General features: G+C 72.8%; 15 protein-coding genes. 8 read left to right on the top strand and 7 right to left on the bottom strand.

Going from position 1 to position 18,189, the window contains the following annotated elements:
• Window positions 1-20: 20 nt before the first annotated feature.
• The 3 genes from ACJ5H2_RS20640 to ACJ5H2_RS20630 all read left to right on the top strand — a co-directional run bounded on the left by ACJ5H2_RS20640 (window position 21) and on the right by ACJ5H2_RS20630 (window position 5,440).
• A complete protein-coding gene (locus ACJ5H2_RS20640; protein ID WP_408897315.1) occupies window positions 21-1,949 on the top strand; it encodes a penicillin-binding transpeptidase domain-containing protein in 1,929 nt (642 codons plus the stop codon).
• Window positions 1,950-2,343: 394 nt separating this feature from the next.
• A complete protein-coding gene (locus ACJ5H2_RS20635; RefSeq protein WP_408897314.1) occupies window positions 2,344-3,813 on the top strand; it encodes an NAD-dependent succinate-semialdehyde dehydrogenase in 1,470 nt (489 codons plus the stop codon).
• A gap of 268 nt (window positions 3,814-4,081) precedes the next feature.
• Entirely contained in the window at window positions 4,082-5,440 is a 1,359-nt protein-coding gene (locus tag ACJ5H2_RS20630) for an MFS transporter (RefSeq protein ID WP_408897313.1), read from the top strand.
• On the opposite strand, the gene ACJ5H2_RS20625 is transcribed toward ACJ5H2_RS20630, so the two are convergent.
• The 5 genes from ACJ5H2_RS20625 to ACJ5H2_RS20605 all read right to left on the bottom strand — a co-directional run bounded on the left by ACJ5H2_RS20625 (window position 5,415) and on the right by ACJ5H2_RS20605 (window position 10,640).
• Window positions 5,415-6,707: a low temperature requirement protein A gene (locus tag ACJ5H2_RS20625; RefSeq protein WP_408897312.1), complete on the bottom strand. Its 1,293-nt coding sequence runs from the start codon at window positions 6,705-6,707 to the stop codon at window positions 5,415-5,417. The two genes, ACJ5H2_RS20630 and ACJ5H2_RS20625, sit on opposite strands and share 26 nt — an antisense overlap.
• Before the next feature lie 17 nt (window positions 6,708-6,724).
• A complete protein-coding gene (locus ACJ5H2_RS20620; protein ID WP_408897311.1) occupies window positions 6,725-7,315 on the bottom strand; it encodes a TIGR03086 family metal-binding protein in 591 nt (196 codons plus the stop codon).
• A complete protein-coding gene (locus ACJ5H2_RS20615; RefSeq protein ID WP_408897310.1) occupies window positions 7,312-8,322 on the bottom strand; it encodes a sigma-70 family RNA polymerase sigma factor in 1,011 nt (336 codons plus the stop codon). The genes ACJ5H2_RS20620 and ACJ5H2_RS20615 overlap by 4 nt, the downstream gene beginning before the upstream one ends.
• Window positions 8,323-8,451: 129 nt before the next feature.
• Window positions 8,452-10,020: a glycerol-3-phosphate dehydrogenase/oxidase gene (locus tag ACJ5H2_RS20610; protein WP_408897309.1), complete on the bottom strand. Its 1,569-nt coding sequence runs from the start codon at window positions 10,018-10,020 to the stop codon at window positions 8,452-8,454.
• Entirely contained in the window at window positions 10,017-10,640 is a 624-nt protein-coding gene (locus ACJ5H2_RS20605) for a TetR/AcrR family transcriptional regulator (protein WP_408897308.1), read from the bottom strand. Before ACJ5H2_RS20605 ends, ACJ5H2_RS20610 begins: the two co-directional genes overlap by 4 nt.
• A 17-nt stretch (window positions 10,641-10,657) precedes the next feature.
• Between ACJ5H2_RS20605 and ACJ5H2_RS20600 the strand changes: the two genes are divergently transcribed.
• Together ACJ5H2_RS20600 and ACJ5H2_RS20595 are read left to right on the top strand one after the other, a co-directional pair.
• Window positions 10,658-12,250, top strand: a complete 1,593-nt coding sequence (locus ACJ5H2_RS20600) for an FAD-binding oxidoreductase (RefSeq protein WP_408897307.1) — start codon at window positions 10,658-10,660, stop codon at window positions 12,248-12,250.
• The gene (locus ACJ5H2_RS20595; protein WP_408897306.1) at window positions 12,247-13,176 is read left to right on the top strand and encodes a diacylglycerol/lipid kinase family protein; all 930 of its coding nucleotides are present in this window, start codon (window positions 12,247-12,249) and stop codon (window positions 13,174-13,176) included. Before ACJ5H2_RS20600 ends, ACJ5H2_RS20595 begins: the two co-directional genes overlap by 4 nt.
• A gap of 127 nt (window positions 13,177-13,303) precedes the next feature.
• On the opposite strand, the gene larB is transcribed toward ACJ5H2_RS20595, so the two are convergent.
• Window positions 13,304-14,005 carry a nickel pincer cofactor biosynthesis protein LarB gene (gene larB / locus ACJ5H2_RS20590; protein ID WP_408897305.1) on the bottom strand — a complete coding sequence of 234 codons (702 nt, stop codon included), beginning with the start codon at window positions 14,003-14,005 and terminating at the stop codon, window positions 13,304-13,306.
• A 2-nt stretch (window positions 14,006-14,007) separates the two neighbouring features.
• A complete protein-coding gene (locus tag ACJ5H2_RS20585) occupies window positions 14,008-15,426 on the bottom strand; it encodes a lactate racemase domain-containing protein (RefSeq protein WP_408897304.1) in 1,419 nt (472 codons plus the stop codon).
• 140 nt (window positions 15,427-15,566) lie between these two features.
• Here ACJ5H2_RS20585 and ACJ5H2_RS20580 point away from each other — a divergent pair, with 140 nt between their 5' ends.
• Genes ACJ5H2_RS20580 through ACJ5H2_RS20570 form a run of 3 tightly spaced genes read left to right on the top strand, consistent with a single transcriptional unit; the run spans window position 15,567 to window position 18,189 of the window.
• Window positions 15,567-16,334, top strand: coding sequence for an ABC transporter permease (locus ACJ5H2_RS20580; protein ID WP_408897303.1), 768 nt, complete (start codon window positions 15,567-15,569; stop codon window positions 16,332-16,334).
• The gene (locus tag ACJ5H2_RS20575; protein WP_408897302.1) at window positions 16,334-17,167 is read left to right on the top strand and encodes an ABC transporter ATP-binding protein; all 834 of its coding nucleotides are present in this window, start codon (window positions 16,334-16,336) and stop codon (window positions 17,165-17,167) included. The genes ACJ5H2_RS20580 and ACJ5H2_RS20575 overlap by 1 nt, the downstream gene beginning before the upstream one ends.
• Window positions 17,164-18,189 carry an ABC transporter substrate-binding protein gene (locus ACJ5H2_RS20570; RefSeq protein ID WP_408897301.1) on the top strand — a complete coding sequence of 342 codons (1,026 nt, stop codon included), beginning with the start codon at window positions 17,164-17,166 and terminating at the stop codon, window positions 18,187-18,189. Before ACJ5H2_RS20575 ends, ACJ5H2_RS20570 begins: the two co-directional genes overlap by 4 nt.

The raw sequence follows: 18,189 nt of genomic DNA, 5'->3' as shown, positions 1-18,189 counted from the left end.
CCCCCTGGTAGAACGATGTCATGCGGCGGACCTCGGCAGCCCTGACCTCCCTCCTCGTCATCGGTGGGGGGCTGAGCGCCTGCTCCGGCGACGACGGCAGCGCGGCCGCGGAGAAGGTTGCCGACCGCTTCGCCGACGCGCTGGTGGCCGCGGCCGATCCCGCCCAGGGCGACGAGGCGAAGGGCGCGGACGCACTGGCCGCCGTCCCCTTCTCCGGCGCCGACGGCACCGCGGTCGCCGAGGGATATGCCGCCGTCATCGACGAGATGGACGGGATCGTCCCGGCGGTCGGCGTCGGGGAGGTCGACGTCGACGGGGAGAGCCCGACGGCGACCCTGCGATGGTCCTGGCCGGTCGTCGCGGACGGCGACCCCTGGGCCTACGAGACCACCGTCGGGCTGGTCGAGGACGGCGACGCCTGGGCGGTCAAGTGGGCGCCGGACGTCGTCGCCCCCGATCTCGCCGAGGGCGAGACCCTCGACGCCGTCACGCAGCCGACCGACCGCGGCGACATCACCGGCGCCGGCGGGCAGGTGCTCGTCACCGAGCGGCCCGTGCTGCGCGTGGGCATCGACCGCTCCCGGGTGGACGCCACGAGGGCGGAGGCGTCGGCGCGTGCCCTGGCCCGGCTGGTCGGGATCGGAGTGAAGGCCTACGTCAAGGCGGTGGGCGCCGCCGGTCCGCGCGCGTTCGTCGAGGCGATCACCTATCGCGTCGGGGAGGAGCCGGCAGGGCTGGCCGACCGGCTGGCCGCGATCGAGGGCGGGCACGTCGTCGACGACGAGATGGACCTCGCGCCCGGCCGCGACTTCGCCGCGCCGATCCTGGGCCGGGTCGGCCCGGTGACCGCGGAGATGGTGGAGAAGGACCCGGAGAAGTACCGCAGCGGGGACATCGCGGGGGTCTCCGGGCTCCAGGCCCGCTACGACGACCAGCTCCGTGGCAGCGTCGGACGCGTCGTGTACGCCGTCCCCGCGGACGAGTCCGCCGAGCGCCGCGAGCTCTTCCGCCACGACGCCGAGGCCGGCCGGCCCCTCGCGATCACCCTCGACCAGCGCCTGCAGGTGCTCGCCGAGCGGGTCCTGTCCACGACCGGTCCCGCGGCGTCGCTGGTGGCCCTGCGGCCCAGTGACGGCGCGATCCTCGCCGCCGCCAACGGCACGGGCACCGGCGGCCAGAACCACGCGACCTTCGGCCAGTTCGCCCCCGGCTCCACGTTCAAGATCGTCACCTCGCTCGCCCTGCTCCGCGCCGGCCTGACGCCCGAGAGCCAGGTGGCCTGCACGCCGACGATCACTGTCGACGGCAAGCAGTTCAAGAACTACTCCGACTATCCCGCCGGATCTCTCGGCACGATCCCCTTGCGCGAGGCGATCGCGCAGTCCTGCAACACCGCCCTGATCGACCAGCGCGACACCCTCGGGCCGGGGGACCTCGCGGCGGCCGCGGCGACGCTGGGCCTGGGCATCGACCACGATCTCGGCTTCCCGGCGTACTTCGGCGAGGTCCCGGATCCCGCCAGCGACACCGAGGCGGCGGCCTCGCTCATCGGCCAGGGCAAGGTGCTCGCCTCGCCGATGGCCATGGCGACGGTCATCGGCAGCGTGCAGGCCGGCCGGACCGTCGTACCCCGCCTCGTGGAGCAGGTCGACGTCGCCGTGCCCGCCGAGGCGAAGGAGCTGGCTCCCGCCGAGGCCGAGCAGCTGCGTGCGATGCTCCGCCAGGTGGTCACCGGCGGCAGCGGCCGCGGCCTCGCCGACGTCCCCGGCCCTGCGGTGATCGCCAAGACGGGCACCGCCGAGTACGCCGACGGCGACACCATCCGCACCCACGCCTGGATGGTCGCCGCTCAGGGCGACCTCGCCGTCGCCGTCTTCGTCCAGACCGGCGAGTCCGGCTCGCAGACCGCCGGCCCGATCATCGAGGACTTCCTCCGCGGCGCGCAGTAGCCCACCGGCGTCCCCACCGGCATGCATGCCTGCCGGACGGGAGACCCCTGGTCCCGGCCGGCAGCGTGTCGCACGGCCGCGAAGCGGCACGGTGCGACGCCCGCGGGGCGAGCGCAGCGAGTCGCGGGTGGCGAGCGCCGTATGCGACACGCTCGGCCCATACAAAAGCGAGCGAGCCCCTCATTGCATGGGGTCAACGAGGGGCTCAGTCGTATCGGTGCTCCCTCCGAAGTACGACTGGTGTCACTCTAGCGCGGCGGCGGTGGCGGACAAGAGCTCGCCGGCTGAAATCCTCCGGTCGGTCACCGCACCCGGGACCTTGGTCCCGGGTGGCAGCGGGTGGCGGGGCGCCGGCGGGCTCCCGGTGTGACCGCGGCAGTGCCAGAGTGGGCCCATGAGCTTCCGTGACCGCCTCGCCCATCTGCTCCCGGAGTCGCGTCGCCAGCTGTACGTCGGGGGTGCGTGGGTCCCGTCGAGCGGCGGCGGCCGGATCGAGGTCCTCGACCCGGCCGACGGGTCCGTGCTGACCGACGTCGCCGACGGCACCCTCGACGACGCCCGCGCCGCGCTGGACGCCGCGGTCGCGGCCCAGGACGGCTGGGCGGCGACGCCGCCGCGGGAGCGCGGGGAGATCCTGCGCCGTGCGTTCGGGCTCGTGAGCGAGCACGCGGACGACCTGGCGCTGGTGATGAGCCTGGAGATGGGCAAGCCGATCGCCGAGGCGAAGGGCGAGGTCACCTATGGCGCGGAGTTCCTGCGCTGGTTCTCCGAGGAGGCGGTGCGGATCCACGGGCGCTGGATGCACAACCCCGCGGGAGGGAGCCGGCTGCTCACCGTCCGCAAGCCGGTCGGCCCCTGCCTGTTCATCACGCCGTGGAACTTCCCGCTCGCGATGGGCACCCGCAAGATCGGACCGGCCGTCGCGGCAGGCTGCACGATGGTCGTCAAGCCGGCGTCGCAGACCCCGCTGACGATGTTGTTGCTCGCGGCGCTGATGGCCGAGGCCGGCCTGCCGCCCGGCGTCCTGAACGTCGTGACCACCTCCGACTCCGGCGGCCTCAGCAAGACCCTCCAGTCCGACGCCCGGCTGCGCAAGGTGAGCTTCACCGGCTCGACCGGCGTCGGCAGGTCCCTGGTCGAGCAGTCCGCGGGCCAGCTGCAGCGGGTGTCGATGGAGCTGGGGGGCAACGCACCCTTCCTCGTCTTCGCCGACGCCGACCTCGACGCGGCCGTCGAGGGCGCGATGGTCGCGAAGATGCGGAACATGGGGGAGGCCTGCACCTCGGCCAACCGCTTCCTCGTCGAGGCGTCCGTCGCCGAGGAGTTCGGCGTGCGGCTCGCGGAGCGGATGGGCGAGCTCCGGGTCGGGCGTGGCCAGGACGTCGGCGTCCAGGTGGGTCCGCTCATCGACGCGAAGGCGGTCACCTCGGTCGCGGCCCTCGTGGACGACGCCGTGGACCGCGGGGCCCGGCTGCTCACCGGGGGCCGCGTGGTCGCGGGGGACGGCTTCTTCTACCCGCCGACGGTGCTCGTCGACGTGCCGGCCGACGCCGAGGCGGTCCGCAACGAGATCTTCGGCCCGGTCGCCCCCATCACGACGTTCGCCGACGAGGACGAGGCGATCCAGCTGGCGAACTCCACCGAGTACGGCCTCGCCGCCTACGCCTACACCCGTGACCTCGCGCGCACGATCCGTCTCGCGGAGCGCCTCGAGACGGGCATGCTCGGCATCAACACCGGCCTGGTCTCCAACCCGGCGGCACCCTTCGGCGGCGTCAAGGCGAGCGGGTTCGGCCGGGAGGGCGGTTTCGAGGGGATCGAGGAGTACCTCGACACGACGTACGTCGCGCTGCCGGCTCCGTAGGGCACGGGCGTGGGTCCGGCGACGACTGCTTGACCCGAAGCGTTGACCCGAAGTGGGCTTGAGGTTGTCTGCTGGTGGGCCGGGGACGGATTCACCACGGGATGTAGACGAGTGCGCGCTTCTGTAGCGGAACTCCGCAGGGGGAGTGCGGGTCCGCCTACATCCCGTGGTGAATCCGCTCCCGCCCCCGCCCCGCCCGGCCGAGCCCCGCCACCGATGAAATCGGTGGCCGATGTCGGTCCACCCGTGCAGACTCCGAAGGACCACCATGACCGACCAGCTCGCGCCTCTCGTCCCCGTGCCGGAGGAGCCCGACCCCGGGCTTCGCCGTCCGCGACGGATTCCGCGCGCGTTCACGCCTTTCCGGCACTCCTCCTACCGACGGCTCGGGTCGGCGCTGGTCCTGACCAGCTTCGGCAGCGGCGTGTGGATCGTCGCCCTGGTCTGGGAGGTGATCCGGATCGGCGGGGGCGCGAGCGCGCTCTCTGCGGTGACGACCGCCGGCGCGGTGGGCGTCGTGCTGCCGGCGCTGCTCGGCGGCGTGGTGGCCGACCGGGTGCCGCAGAAGCTGATCCTCCTCGTCACCACCGCGGTCGAGCTGCTCGGCATGACGCTGGTGGCGGTGCTGTCCTTCACCGACCTCACCCGGCTGTGGCACCTGGCGGCGGTGGCCTTCGTCGCCGGCATGGCGATGGCGTTCTACTACCCGGCCTACTCCGCCTGGCTCCCGGCGCTCGTGCCGGAGGAGGACCTGCTGGCCGTCAACGGCTTCGAGGGCATGGTGCGCCCGACGGTCGGCCAGGCGCTCGGCCCGGCGGCGGCGGGCCTCGTGGTCGGAGCGAGCTCGTCGTCGGCCGCGATCTCGGTGGCGGCGCTGTCCTATCTCGCCGGCCTGCTGGTGCTGCTGATGGTGCCGCTGACCGCCGTACGACGCGACCTCCCGCTCGCGGCCGAGGGCGCGACCGGCGGTGCCGCCCACGCGGTGCGTACGGCCCTGACCGACATGCGGGAGGGCTTCGCCTACATGGTGCGCACGCCCTGGCTCCTCGCGACGCTGCTGTTCGCGTCGATCATGGTGCTCGTGATCATGGGGCCGCTGGAGGTCCTCGTCCCGTTCCTCATCAAGGACGAGCTGGGCGGCGGGCCGGGCGACCATGCCGTCGTGATGGCCTGCTTTGGGATCGGCGGAGCCGTGGGCTCGCTGGTCACCGGCTCACTGCCCATGCCGCGGCGCTATCTCACCTGGATGAACCTGATGTGGGGAGTGGGCTGCCTGCCCTTCCTCCTCATCGGGTTCGCGACGGCGGTCTGGCAGGTGGCGGCGTCCGCGTTCGTGATCGGCGCCCTGTTCTCCGCGCCGATGGTGATCTGGGGGACCCTGCTCCAGCGCCGGGTCCCGCCCGAGCTGCTCGGACGGGTGGCCTCGCTCGACTTCTTCGTGTCGATCAGCCTGATGCCCGTGTCGATGGCCGTCGCGGGTCCGGTCGCCGACCTGATCGGGCTCCAGGCGACCTTCGCGATCGCCGCGGTCGTGCCGGGCGTGGCCGCCGTGGTCGCGGTCGTCGGCGCCCGCCTCCCCGCGGACGAGCTCGCCCATCCGCTCAGGGACCAGCCGTCGAGCGCGTGATGCTGTCCAGCACGTCCGCGTTGTGCCGGTACCCGGCCGCCTCGTAGCCGACGACCGTCACCCACGGCGCCAGTGCCAGGACCAGCAGGCACCAGGTGAGCCCGACGTCCGCCTGCGCCATGAGGACCGGCGCGACCAGCACCACGGCGGTGATCGCCACCAGCAGCAGGTGGAAGGTGTGGACGGAGCGGGTGAGGAGCGAGTACCCGACGTAGAAGACGGCGATGAACAGCGCCACCGGTACGACGACGGTGAGGACCGTGCCGGTCGGACCCAGCTTGCTGTGGTGGTCGAGATGGTACGCCGCAGCGTGCAGTCCGGCGCCGATGGCGACGATGGTGCCGAAGAGCCCCATGGCGCCGTACCCGAAGCCGAAGGAGCGCTCGCGCCGGGCATGCAGGATCTCGGCGGCGGGCACGACGAAGTAGGACCACCAGATCCCGAAGGTCAGCGCGGTGCCGGCGAGGGTGAAGAGCCCGATGTCCCAGGTCAGGCCGCCCTCGGCGAGCACGTTGATGGCCGCCATCGTGCCGATCATCCCCTCGCCGAGCGTGATGATCACCATGAGCCCGTACCGCTCGGCGATGTGGTGGGCGTGCCAGGGCGTGCCGCCGCGGTAGCGCTCGGCGATGGCGGGGCCGCCGAGCTCGACGAGGAAGGGGATGGCGATCAGCGCGAAGGTCGTGCCGACCGGCAGGTCGACCACGGCCAGCACGCACCACAGGACCTGGGCGAGGGCGATCGAGGCGATGTACGTGCGGCAGGCGGGGCGGCGCTCCGCGTCGTGCTGTCCGGCCCGCAGCCACTGCAGGATCATCGCGGCCCGCATGACGACGTAGCCCCACACGATGACGTCGTTGTCGAGGGTCTCGCCGTGCTCGGTCACCGAAGCGAACATGGGCTTGATGCCCAGCGCGAAGATGAGCACGCCGACCATCTGCACCATCGTCGTGACCCGGTACACCCAGTCGTCGGTGTCGTAGGCCGAGGCGAACCAGGTGAAGTTGATCCACGCCCACGAGATCCCGAAGGTGGCGAAGGCGAACGCGGCGACGCCCGTGCCGACGTGGTCCTCGGCCAGCGCATGGGCCAGCTCGTTGGCGGCCGTCCCGAAGGCCACGACGAAGGTGAGGTCGAAGAGCAGCTCGAGCGGCGTCGCCGCGCGGTGCTCCTCGTGGGGGTCCCGTCCTGTCATCCGCCGGGTGCGGTGCCGTACGGCGGACTCCGGGTCGTGGCGCTCGGCCTGCTCGGCGTGTTGCTCCGACATGGGCCGCAGTCTAGGTGTCAGGCACCTCGCGGCCGGCGCCCGAGGAGTGCCAGGACGTGGGCGCCGGCGGGCGCCTCGACGGCGACGGGAACGGGCGGGCCGAAGCGGTCGTCGCCACTGAGGGCGATCTGCAGGGCCGAGGGGAGCAACGCGGCGGCGAGCGGCTCCGGCAACGGCGCGTCGTGACCGGTGGTCTGGCGCACGTCCCAGCCGTGGACGGCGATCTCGAGCGCGGCGACCCGCGCGACCGTGTCCACCGGCAGGGGATGGCCGCCGACGTCGACGGACGGGGTCGTCGCGTGCAGCCACGCCGTGAGCAGGCCGCAGGCCTTCTCCTGCAGACTCCGGAGCCGCACCTCGACCGGTGTGGGCGCCGCGCTGCTCAGTCCGACGGCTCCGTCGGCGGCCTCGGCGAAGGCGTCGAGGGCGTCCTCCATGTGGGCGAGCAGGTCGCCGAGGGTCCACCCGGCGCAGGGGCTGGGCCGGTCGACGTCGGCGCAGGTGATCGTGGCGAGCGCGCCGGCGGTGTAGTCGAGGGCGCGCTGCAGCAGGTCGAGGCCCGCGACCATCCCGTCCGGCGCGGCGGCGGCGGACATCGCCGGGCTCACGCGGGCACGTAGTCGGCGGGCAGCCGCTCCGGCAGCCCGAAGCGCGCGAAGAGGCGGGCGTCGAAGAACGCCGTGACGTGCTCGACGCGGAGGTCGTCCCCCGAGCCGGTCAGCTGCAGCACCTGCAGGTGGAAGGGCTCGAAGTGGCCGTCGGGCTGGCGCATGTAGAGCCCGAACGCCGGCTGGCCGTTGGCGACCGTCTCCACCATCGGCATGTCGTTGCACCCGCCGGGGCACTTCGTGCCGACGAGCTGGCCGATCGCCGCGGCGCCCTGGTAGTGGTTGAGGAAGGGCGGCATGTCCCACGTGGCGTCGTACTTGAGGAGCTGGACGATCTGGTCGATGTCCTTGCGCCAGAACGCCTGGAGATAGGCGTCGAGCAGCGTCCGCTGGGCCTGGTCGAGGTCCGGCTCCACGGTGTCGGGCGAGAGCCCGCGCTCTGCGAGCTGGGCGTGGGCGCGCTGGAGGGCGGAGTTGACCGCCGCCGTCGTGGTGTCCAGGGCGGTCGCGGTCTCGGCGGCCGACCACCGCAGCACGTCGCGCAGGATCAGCACGGCGCGCTGGCGGGCCGGCAGGTGCTGCAGCGCCGCGACGAACGCCAGCCGGATCGTGTCGCGCTCGGCGACCTCGACCGCCGCGTCCGGGATCGGCTCCAGCCACGGGATCTCGTGGTCCTCGAGAAGCTCGTCGGAGGGGGCGGAGTCGGCCGTGCCGAGGCCCGTCGGCAGGGGTCGGCGCGGCTTGGCCTCCAGGTTGGTGAGGCACACGTTGGTGGCGATCTTGTAGAGCCAGGTGCGCACCGAGCTGCGGCCCTGGAAGCTGGCCGAGGCCTTCCACGCGCGCAGGAAGGTCTCCTGGACCAGGTCCTCGGCCTCGTGGACCGACCCACTCATCCGGTAGCAGTGCGCCATCAGCTCGCGCTGGTAGCGGCCCGTGAGGGTGTCGAAGTCCGCGAGCTCGTCGCCCGCCGTCCGGGCGGTCGTGTCGGCCGTCTCGATCTCGGTCACCGTTGCGCTTCCCATCACTACCCCCGTGGTCTCGCCAGTCTGCCTGATGGAGGGACCGGGGTCGATCGGAAAACTCATCGCGCTGCGGGCGGACTTCTTGGCCGTTGCGATGCCCGAGAAGCGCGGGAGTCACCGCTTCAGCGGCGATTCCCGCAGCACCGCGAGCACCCGCTCCGCCGCAGGTACGGCGAGCTCGCGGTCGGGGGCGACCAGCCCGACCCGGGTACGCCGGTCGAGCAGGTCCCCGACATCGGTCGCGCCCTCGTGGGTCACGGCGAAGAACAGTTCCGCCCACACCGTCGGGATGCTCTCGGCGATCGGGGCGAGGAGCTCGGGCTCGGCCCAGCCGCTCGCCTCCGAGGCCGCGTCGAGGACGAGCTCCGCGTCCGCTCCGTACCGGCGGACGAGGCGGGCGAGACCGTGGTCCCCCGCCTTGGCCGCGCGGTCGGCGAGCTCCGCGCGCGGCGCCGCGCCCGCCAGCGGCAGGACGGCCGTGACGGACGGGCCCGCGCGCAGCCCTGCGCTCGCGATCGCCGCGTCGACGGCGTCCTCGGCCATCCGGCGGTAGGTCGTCAGCTTGCCGCCGACGATCGTGACCACGCCGGTCGGCGAGGTGAGCACGGCGTGCTTGCGGGACAGGTCGGCGGTGGCGTCGCCCCCGGTGTCGAGGAGCGGGCGCAGCCCGGCGAACGCGCCGACCACGTCGCAGCGGCGTAGCGGACGCGCGAACGAGGCGGACACGACGTCGAGCAGGAACCCGATCTCCACCTCGGTCGGCTCCGCCACGTCGGGCACGGGGCCTTCGACGGGCTCGTCGGTGAGGCCGACGTAGAGCTGGCCGTCGGGTTGCGGAAGGACCAGCACGAAGCGGTTGGTCTCCCCCGGGATCGGCGCGAACACGGCGACGTCCAGGCCCGGGAGGGTCTCGCCGCGCAGCACGAGGTGGGTGCCGCGGGACGGTCGGAGCCGCACGTCCTCGACGAGGTCGCCGGCCCAGACGCCGGCTGCGTTGACGACGCTCCGCGCGGAGACCGTCGTGCGCGCGCCGGTGAGCTCGTCGCGCAGCACCACCGACCGACCGGTCGCGGACAGCACCCGCGCCCGGGTGCGGACGTGTGCGCCTCGGTCGGCGGCGGTGCGCGCGATGGTCGTGACCAGCCGCGCGTCGTCCTCGAGCTGGCCGTCCCAGCCGAGATAGGCCCCGCGCAGACCGTCGGCACGCAGCGGCGGCGCCAGCCGGCGGGTCTCGGCGGCCGAGAGGCGACGCGGTCGGGGCAGGGTGTCCGCACTCGTGCCCGCGGCTCGACGGAGCAGGTCGCCGCCGAGGAAGCCGGCTCCGGCGAGGCTGCCCATCGGTCGGCTGACCCCGGCGGACAGCGGGATGAGCGACGGCAGCGGCCGAGTGAGATGGGGCGCCGTGGTCTCCATCAGGATCCCCCGCTCCACCGCGCTCTCGTGGGCGATGCCCACCTGGCCGGACGCGAGATAGCGCAGGCCGCCGTGGACGAGCTTGGAGGAGAAGCGCGAGGTGCCGTACGCGAGGTCCTGGGCGTCGACCGCCAGCACCGAGAGACCGCGCGTGACGGCGTCGAGGGCGACGCCCGCCCCGGTAACGCCCAGGCCGATCACCACGACGTCGACCTCGGCCGGTACGCCGGCGAGGCCGGCCGCGATCCTCGTCGAGCTCGGGGCGCTCATGGGGCGAGGCTCCGGGAGACCAGGGCGTGCAGCTCGTCGTCCAGGGCGCTCTGGTCCACCTGGTCGTCCACCATGGTGTGGGCGGACAGGACGAACCCGTGCGCGGCGAGCACCAGGCCACGGGCGACGGCCTGCGGGTCGCCGTCGGTGATGGTGCCCGCCTCCTGGCCGGCTGCCACCGCGCCCGCGAGCACCTCGAGGATCAGCTCCTGCGAGCGGCCGCGGCGGGACAGCAGGTAGGGGAGGATCAGCTCGGGGTCGAGCTCGACGATCCGCGTGAACAGCTCGTTCTCCCGCAGCGCGTCGACCGTGGCGACCATGGCGTCGGCGATCGCGTCCGGGGTGGGCGACCCGGCGAGGTCGACACCCGACGCGACGAGCACGCCCCACTCGCGGGTCATCAGGTCGCCGAGCAGGGCCGGCATGTCGGACCAGGCGCGGTAGATCGTCATGCGCGAGACGCCGGCGCGACGCGCCACCTCGGTCAGCGTCGTGCGCCGCCAGCCGACGTCGAGGATGCACTCGCGGGCGGCGTCGAGGTAGGCGTCGCGCGGGTTGTCCCCGGACGAGCCGACGGCGGGCGCCCCGGGCTTGGATGGGTTGTGACGATGTGACGTCATGTGTAACACTGTAACACATGACCCTCGAACATCCCTCCGCCCTCCAGCCCGAGATGCCGCCCACGCGCTGGGGCGACCCCGCTCACGTCACGGGCCTCCCGGACGGCGTTCGGGACCTCGTCGGACTGGTCTTCCCGATCCGGGACACGCCCGCGCGGAGCGATGTCGCCGTGCCCCAGCCGCGCCTCGGGGACGAGCAGGTCGCCGGGCTCCGGGCGATCGTCGGCGACGACAACGTGTCCACCGACGACGCACTGCGCCGCCGGCGTACGCGCGGCAAGTCGACGCCCGACCTGCTCCGCCAGCGCACCGGGGACCTCTCCGACGCACCCGACGTCGTGGTGCGGCCGGCGGGCCACGACGAGGTCGTCGCCGTGCTCGCGTTCGCGCAGCAGGAGCGGATCGCCGTCGTCCCCTTCGGGGGCGGCACGGCGGTGACCGGCGGTCTGGTCGCCGACGCGGACGGGCTGAGCGGGGTGCTCTCGCTCGACCTGGGCCGGATGCGCGGGCTGCTGGCGCTCGACCCGGTCTCCTCGACCGCCACGCTCGAGCCCGGGCTGCGCGGCCCCGAGGCCGAGTCCCTCCTCGCGGCGCACGGCATGATGCTCGGCCACTTCCCTCAGTCCTTCGAGTACGCCACGATCGGCGGCTTCGCGGCCACCCGGTCGAGTGGCCAGTCCAGCGCCGGGTACGGTCGCTTCGACGCGATGGTCGTCGGGCTCCGGGTCGCCACGCCTCGCGGCGAGGTCCGGCTCGGGAGCGCTCCCGCCAACGCCTCGGGCCCCGACCTGCGCGAGCTCTTCCTCGGGTCCGAGGGCGCGTTCGGGGTCATCACGGAGGTGACCGTGCGGGTCCGCCCGCTGCCGGAGGTCAAGGAGTACGAGGGCTGGCGCTGGCCCAGCTTCGCCGCCGGGGCCGACGCCATGCGCTCGCTCGCGCAGTCCGACCTGCTGCCGACGGTCATCCGCCTGTCCGACGAGAACGAGACCGCCATCAACCTCGCCGACCCCTCCGGCATCGGAGGCGAGGAGAGCGCGGGCTGCCTGATGATCGTCGGCTACGAGGGCACCCCTGCGGCGGTCGCCGCCAAGCGGGCTGCCGTCACCGAGGCGCTGGGCGCGCTGGGCGGCACCTCCCTCGGTGCGGCGCCCGGGGAGTCCTGGGCGCAGGGGCGGTTCTCCGCGCCGTACCTGCGCGACAGCCTGCTCGACGTCGGGGTGCTCGTGGAGACGCTGGAGACCGCGACCTTCTGGAGCAACCGGGAGAACCTCTACACCCGCGTGCGGGCCGCGCTCGAGGAGACCCTGGGCGAGGGCACGATGGTCCTCTGCCACATCTCGCACGTCTACGCGACAGGCTGCTCGCTGTACTTCACCGTCGCCGCCCCCGGCGGCGAGGACCCGCTGGCGCGCTGGCTGCCCGCCAAGGCCGCCGCCTGCGAGGCGATCGTCGCGGCCGGCGCCGCGATCACCCACCACCATGCGGTCGGCACGGACCACAAGCCCTATCTGACGGCCGAGATCGGCGCGGTCGGCGCGGACGTCCTGCGGGCGGTGAAGCAGGCGGTCGACCCGGCGGGGATCCTCAACCCCGGGGTGCTGGTCCCGTGAGCGGCCCGGCGCGCGCCTTCGCCTTCCTGGTGAACCCGGCCGCGGGCGGCGGCGCCGCACCGAAGGTGGTCGTCCCGCTGGCGCGTGCGCTGCGCGAGTCGGGTGCGGAGGTCGAGGTCACCTACACGACCTCGGCCGCGGAGACGCCCGCGCTCGTCGCGGCCGCCGTCGAGCGCGGCGCCGTCCTGGTCTCGGTCGGCGGCGACGGCATGCTCTCCTCGGTCGCGGGCTCGGTGGCACAGCACGGCGGCGTCCTCGCCGTGGTCCCCGCCGGCCGCGGCAACGACTTCGCGCGGATGCTCGCGGTGCCCACGGAGACCGCCGCCCAGGCCCGGCTCCTGCTCGCCGCGGAGCCGCGGCCGATCGACCTGCTCCGGGTGACGCGTCCCGGCCCGGACGGGCCGTCGTACGTCGTGGCGGGCTCGGTGTACGCCGGTGTCGACGCGCGCGCCGCCGAGATCGTCGACCGCTCGCACTGGCTGCCCTCGCGCCTGCAGTATCCCGTCGCCGCGGTGCGCGCCCTCGCGACGTACCGGCCCGTCGAGTGCACCCTGGACGTCGACGGCGCTCGCTCGACCCACACCGCCGCGACCGTGGTCGTCGCGAACTCGCGCTACTACGGCAAGGGGATGGCGATCGCCCCGTCTGCATCGGTCGACGACGGCCTGCTCGACGTCATCGTGATCGAGGCGGCCTCGCGCCTCGACCTCATCCGCTCGCTGCCGAAGGTGTACGACGGCAGCCACGTCGACCTCGCCGAGGTGACCGTGCTGACCGGCCGCCGGGTCAGCCTCTCCGGGCGGCATCGTGGGGGTGCCGCCGTGCCGGTGGGCGCCGACGGCGAGGCGCTCGGTGCCCTTCCCGCCGGCGCCGGCGATCCGCTCACGGTGGAGCTGGTGCCGGGGGCGGTGCGGGTGCTGGCGTGAAAAGACAGTTTCACCGGCCGGCCGGTGAAACTCACGCTTGGACGAAGAAGTTTCATCGTCCAAGCGTGAGTTTTCTCGTCCAGGCTGGACAGATTCACCGGCCGGCCGGTGAAACTGTCTTTTCCGCTCAGCCCGCCGATCGCGCCGCCCGCGCGACCCGCGCAACCCGGGCGGCATGGACGCCGGCGCCGTAGCCGTTGTCGACGTTCACGACCACCACGCCGGGTGCGCAGGAGTTCAGCATCGCGTTGAGTGCGGCGATGCCGCCGGCCCCGACGCCGTACCCGGTGCTGGTCGGTACGGCGACGAGCGGCGTGCCGGTGAGCCCGCCGACGACGGACGGCAACGCACCCTCCATGCCCGCGACCACGACGAGGCAGTCGGCGGACTCGAGGCGGTCGGCCACCGCCAGCAGGCGATGCAGGCCGGCGACGCCGACGTCGTCGATGCGCTCCACCTCGACCCCGTGGACCGCAGCGGTGATCGCGGCCTCCGCGGCGACCGGTCCGTCGGCCGTCCCGGCGGCGAGGACCAGGACCCGACCGGTGCCGGACACGGGCGGCCCGAGGACCGCCGTCCGTGCCGCGTCGTCGACGAGTGCCTCGGGCAGGGCCGCGCGCACCGCGGCGCGTGCGTCCGGGGACAGGCGGGTCGCCATCACCTGGCGTGCCGGATGGTGCTCGTGCAGTCGCCGCAGCGCCTCGACCACCTGGGTCGGCGTCTTGCCCTGGCCGTAGACGACCTCGGGGTCACCGGTGCGCGTGGCGCGGTCCAGGTCGAGGCGCGCCCACCCGAGGTCCGCGGTGCGTGCTCGCCCGGAGGTGGCCACGGTCAGGCTCCACCGCTGGTCAGGTGGAACGCCGGCTGCGACAGCCGCGGCACGGCCAGCACCTTCGGGGTGCGCCCGAGGATGGCGGTGGTCTCCGCCAGGGCCTCCTCGATCGTCGCGGTCGTGCGCGCCCCCATGGCACGTGCCAGGCCGGGCTGCTTCGCGCCGGCGACGTAGATCGCGGCGCTGTGCTCGCGGGCGATCCCGCCCATGTAGATCATCGAGAAGGCGTGGAAGGGGTGGTAGCCGAAGCGGTGGCGGTAGCGGTAGACCCACTCCGGGTCGGTGGCCAGCTCGTCCTGGTGCTCGCGCATGTCCGCGGGGTGCTGGCAGCTCTGGAGGCGTTCGAAGGCCTGGCGGTACGGCGGGAACTCGGTGTCGTTGAACCAGCCGTCGCAGACCGCCGCGGCGATGACGACCGGCTTGTCGACCATCGCCCGCTTCGCGCGCACGACGCTCGCCCCGATGGCCTGCATCATCAGGATCGGGTTGGAGCCCATGCCCGCGCCGTAGTGGAAGTTGCGGGGGACCCCGATCACCAGGACGTCGGCCGGCTCGCCCGGCACCCGCAGGTCGGTTCGCGCGGTCGCGAGCGGCCACGACGCCCGCTCCACGTCGGGGATCCGGCCGGCGTACACGCCGAGCTGGCGCGACCGGCTGTCGAGGACCGCGTCGACGCTGAAGAACGGCTGGGGCATCGCCTCCTGCATCCGCTCGCCGATCGCCGTCAGCTGCTCGCGGAAGCGGCTCGCGGTGGAGGCGGGGACGAAGTCGTCGCGGTACAGGCTGCGCGGCGAGTGATGCGCGGCGATGCTGCGCCACGACGTCAGGCCGGTGCTCGGCATCTTGTAGCCCCCGCTGAAGCCGCCGTAGGGGTTGCCCGCGGTGTGCCCGATGAGCACGGTGAGGTCGGACTCCGCCAGCGCCCTGTTCATCGCCACCGGGTCGCCGAGCGCGGAGGTGCCGAGGTCGACCATGCCGGTGGGGTCCTCGGCGTCGTGGTTGACGAGGTTGGCGGCGGGGACGGCGTCGACGACCTCGCGCCCCAGGTAGTCGAGGAACTCCTCGCGCCGGTTCTTGCGGTGCAGGCCGATCGCGCAGACCAGGCGGACGTCCTCACGGCGTACGCCGGCGGCGTCGAGCTCCTCGAACAGCAGCCGCATCGACACCTTGCGGTGGGCGGTCTCCTGGGCGCCGCCCTTGACCCGGTCGGGGAACGCGATGGTGACGGTGCTGCCGCGCGAGACCAGGCCCCGCACCGGGTCGCTGCCGAGCGGCGCCGCCAGCGCGGCCCGGGTGGCCGCCTCGGGATCCTCGAGCGGAGGGGGCTCGTGGGTCGCGGTCTCGGGCCGCACCACGGCCGTGTCGTCGGGCAGGGCGGCGGTCACGGTCCCGTCGCCGTACTCGAACTCGACATCCATGTCCGACCCTCTCGCTCGACCCCTTTGACGAACTGCACATTACATGTAATCGTGGGCCGCGTCACAGCGCCAGCGACGGCCCGCCCCGGCCCGCTCTCGGGTCCGGCCGGCGGCGGTCCGCTCACCGAAAGGCATGTCCCGTGTCCAAGTTCGTGGGTCGCAGCCTGTGGTCCCTGGCGGGCTTCGGCGTCTTCCTCCTGGTCTGGTACGCCGTCGCGCTCTCGGGGGTGATGCCCCCCGGCCAGCTGCCGCGCCCCGACGAGGTGCTCGCCACGCTGGTCACCCAGTTCCGTGACGAGGGCCTCCTGCTCGACCTCCGGCTCAGCGTGCTGCGCGTGCTGATCGGCGTCGCGGTCGGCTGCTCGCTCGCGCTGCCCATCGGCTTCCTGCTGGCCTGGTACACGCCGCTGCGCCAGATGTTCGACCCGCTGTTCAGCTTCTTTCGCGCACTGCCGCCGATCGCCCTGATCCCGCTCGTGATCATCTACCTCGGGATCGGGGAGCAGGCTCGCCTGTTCATCCTCGTGTACGCGGCCTTCTTCGCCTCCGTCGTGGTGATCTACGAGGGCATCGCCGCCATCGACGAGATCTACGTGCGGGCCGCCCGTTCGATGGGCGCCACCGAGCTCGAGCTCTTCCGCCGGGTCGTCGTCCCGCTCGCCGTGCCGCAGGTGCTGGTCGCGGTCCGGGTCGCGGTCGGGGTGTGCTGGGCGACCCTGGTGGCGGCCGAGCTCATCGCCGCCCAGCGCGGCCTCGGCGCCTCGATCCAGGATGCGGCGAACTTCTTCAAGATCGACATGGTGTACGGCGGCGTCGTCCTCATCGGACTGTCCGCCCTGGTGATGGACCGCCTGCTGGCGGTCGTGATGAAGCGCGCCGTGCGCTGGCAGGAGAGGGTGGGCGGCTGATGGTGCGAGCGGAGACCTACGAGCCCGAGACCTCCCGGGAGGGCGTCCCGAAGATCCACTTCGACGACGTCCGGATCGGCTTCGGCAAGGGCGGGCGCCGCAAGGAGGTGCTCGACGGGGTCAGCTTCGACGTCCGGCGCGGGGAGTTCGTCAGCGTGCTGGGACCCAGTGGCTGCGGCAAGTCGACCCTGCTGACGATGGCGGCGGGCTTCGCCTCACCCGACTCGGGCACGGTGCAGGTCGACGGGGTGACGGTGACCGGCCCCCACCACGACCGGGGCGTGGTCTTCCAGCAGTACGCGATCTTCCCGTGGCTGAGCGTGCGCAAGAACATCGGCTTCGGGCTGACGCTGCGCGCCAACCGGCACAGCAAGGCGGAGATCGCCGCCGCCACCGACCGCTACATCGACCTGATGGGGCTGCGCGGCTTCGAGGACGCGCTGCCCAAGACCCTGTCGGGCGGCATGCGGCAGCGCGTGGCGATCGCGCGGGCGTATGCGACCGACCCGAGCGTGCTGCTGATGGACGAGCCGTTCGCCGCGCTCGACGCCCAGACCCGCGAGTTCATGCAGGAGCTCCTCCACGAGGCCAACCAGGAGGAGCGGCGGACGGCCATGTTCATCACGCACTCGGTCGAGGAGGCGATCTTCCTCAGCTCGCGCATCGTGGTGCTGACGGGCCGGCCCACCAGGGTCAGCGAGGTCGTCGACGTCCCCGTCCCCATGCCCCGGACCGCAGCGTCGCGGACCGCACCGGAGTTCATCGAGCTCCGGCGTCATCTCGAAGAGGTGATGCGCAGTATGTCGTCGTTCACCCACGGAGGAACCTCATGAAGCGAATTCTCGGCGCCCTCGCGGCGGCCACGCTCGCCCTCGCCGGATGCGGCGCTCTGGACGAGACACCCGACACCAAGGACGCCCCGGCGGGCTCGACGGTCGTCAAGGTCGGCTACCTGCACACGATCGCCGTGGACGACAAGCTGCACTACGGCCTCCAGAACGGACACTTCGCCGACGAGGACCTCGACATCCAGGCGACCCAGTTCGACACCGGGATCGCCGTCAGCCAAGCGCTGGCCAGTGGCGCCATCGACGTCGCGATCATGGGGGGCGTGACGTCGAACTTCCCGGCGCAGGGCCAGGGCAAGATCTTCATGGTCAACTCCATCGAGACGGCGACGGCTCGGCTCTACGTGCAGCCCGACTCGGGCATCGAGTCCGTCAAGGACCTGCCCGGGCACAGCCTGATCACCACGGAGGGCACGACCGCCGACGTGTTCCTCAACGCCGCGATGAAGAAGAACGGGGTCGACCGTGACGCGGTCGAGGTTGTCAACGCGTCGATGCCGGACGCCGTACAGGCCTTCGTCTCCGGATCCGTCGACGCGATCGCGCTGTGGGTGCCCTTCGACCTCCGGCTGAAGGAGGGCCGACCCGGCGCGGTGGAGATCGACAACGCGGGCAACTACCCCGACGCCGCGGTGGCCGACGGCTGGATCGCCAACAACGACTGGTACGACGAGAACAAGGACACGATGGCGGCCATCATCCGCGGCTGGCTCGCCAGCAACGAGGCGTTCGAGAAGGACCCGGAGGCGGCGCTCGCGGAGGTCCAGGAGAAGGCGTACGACGGCCAGGCGACCCTCGACGACCTGAAGTACCAGGTGCGCTTCCAGGAGAACAACTCCAACGCGGAATGGCTGAAGCTGTACGAGGATGGGACGGTCTCCGACATCATCGGCACCGCGGAGCAGGCGTACGTCGAGCTCGGCGGGCTCCCGAAGTTCGTCGATCCCGACGAGTTCTTCGACACCTCCCTGTTCATCGAGACCGCCAAGGAAGCAGGCGTGGAGTGA

Source organism: Nocardioides pymetrozini (assembly GCF_046058985.1).
Lineage (GTDB): Bacteria > Actinomycetota > Actinomycetes > Propionibacteriales > Nocardioidaceae > Nocardioides.
This window is presented reverse-complemented; position numbering and strand designations above follow the sequence as displayed.

Bases quoted from the DNA above. Each gene is read 5' to 3' on its own strand.
- ACJ5H2_RS20605 (WP_408897308.1), bottom strand. From the start codon at position 10,640: ATGACGTCACATCGTCACAACCCATCCAAGCCCGGGGCGCCCGCCGTC.
- ACJ5H2_RS20640 (WP_408897315.1), top strand. From the start codon at position 21: ATGCGGCGGACCTCGGCAGCCCTGACCTCCCTCCTCGTCATCGGTGGG.
- ACJ5H2_RS20630 (WP_408897313.1), top strand. From the start codon at position 4,082: ATGACCGACCAGCTCGCGCCTCTCGTCCCCGTGCCGGAGGAGCCCGAC.
- ACJ5H2_RS20625 (WP_408897312.1), bottom strand. From the start codon at position 6,707: ATGTCGGAGCAACACGCCGAGCAGGCCGAGCGCCACGACCCGGAGTCC.
- ACJ5H2_RS20575 (WP_408897302.1), top strand. From the start codon at position 16,334: ATGGTGCGAGCGGAGACCTACGAGCCCGAGACCTCCCGGGAGGGCGTC.
- ACJ5H2_RS20585 (WP_408897304.1), bottom strand. From the start codon at position 15,426: ATGGATGTCGAGTTCGAGTACGGCGACGGGACCGTGACCGCCGCCCTG.
- ACJ5H2_RS20600 (WP_408897307.1), top strand. From the start codon at position 10,658: ATGACCCTCGAACATCCCTCCGCCCTCCAGCCCGAGATGCCGCCCACG.
- ACJ5H2_RS20635 (WP_408897314.1), top strand. From the start codon at position 2,344: ATGAGCTTCCGTGACCGCCTCGCCCATCTGCTCCCGGAGTCGCGTCGC.
- ACJ5H2_RS20570 (WP_408897301.1), top strand. From the start codon at position 17,164: ATGAAGCGAATTCTCGGCGCCCTCGCGGCGGCCACGCTCGCCCTCGCC.
- ACJ5H2_RS20610 (WP_408897309.1), bottom strand. From the start codon at position 10,020: ATGAGCGCCCCGAGCTCGACGAGGATCGCGGCCGGCCTCGCCGGCGTA.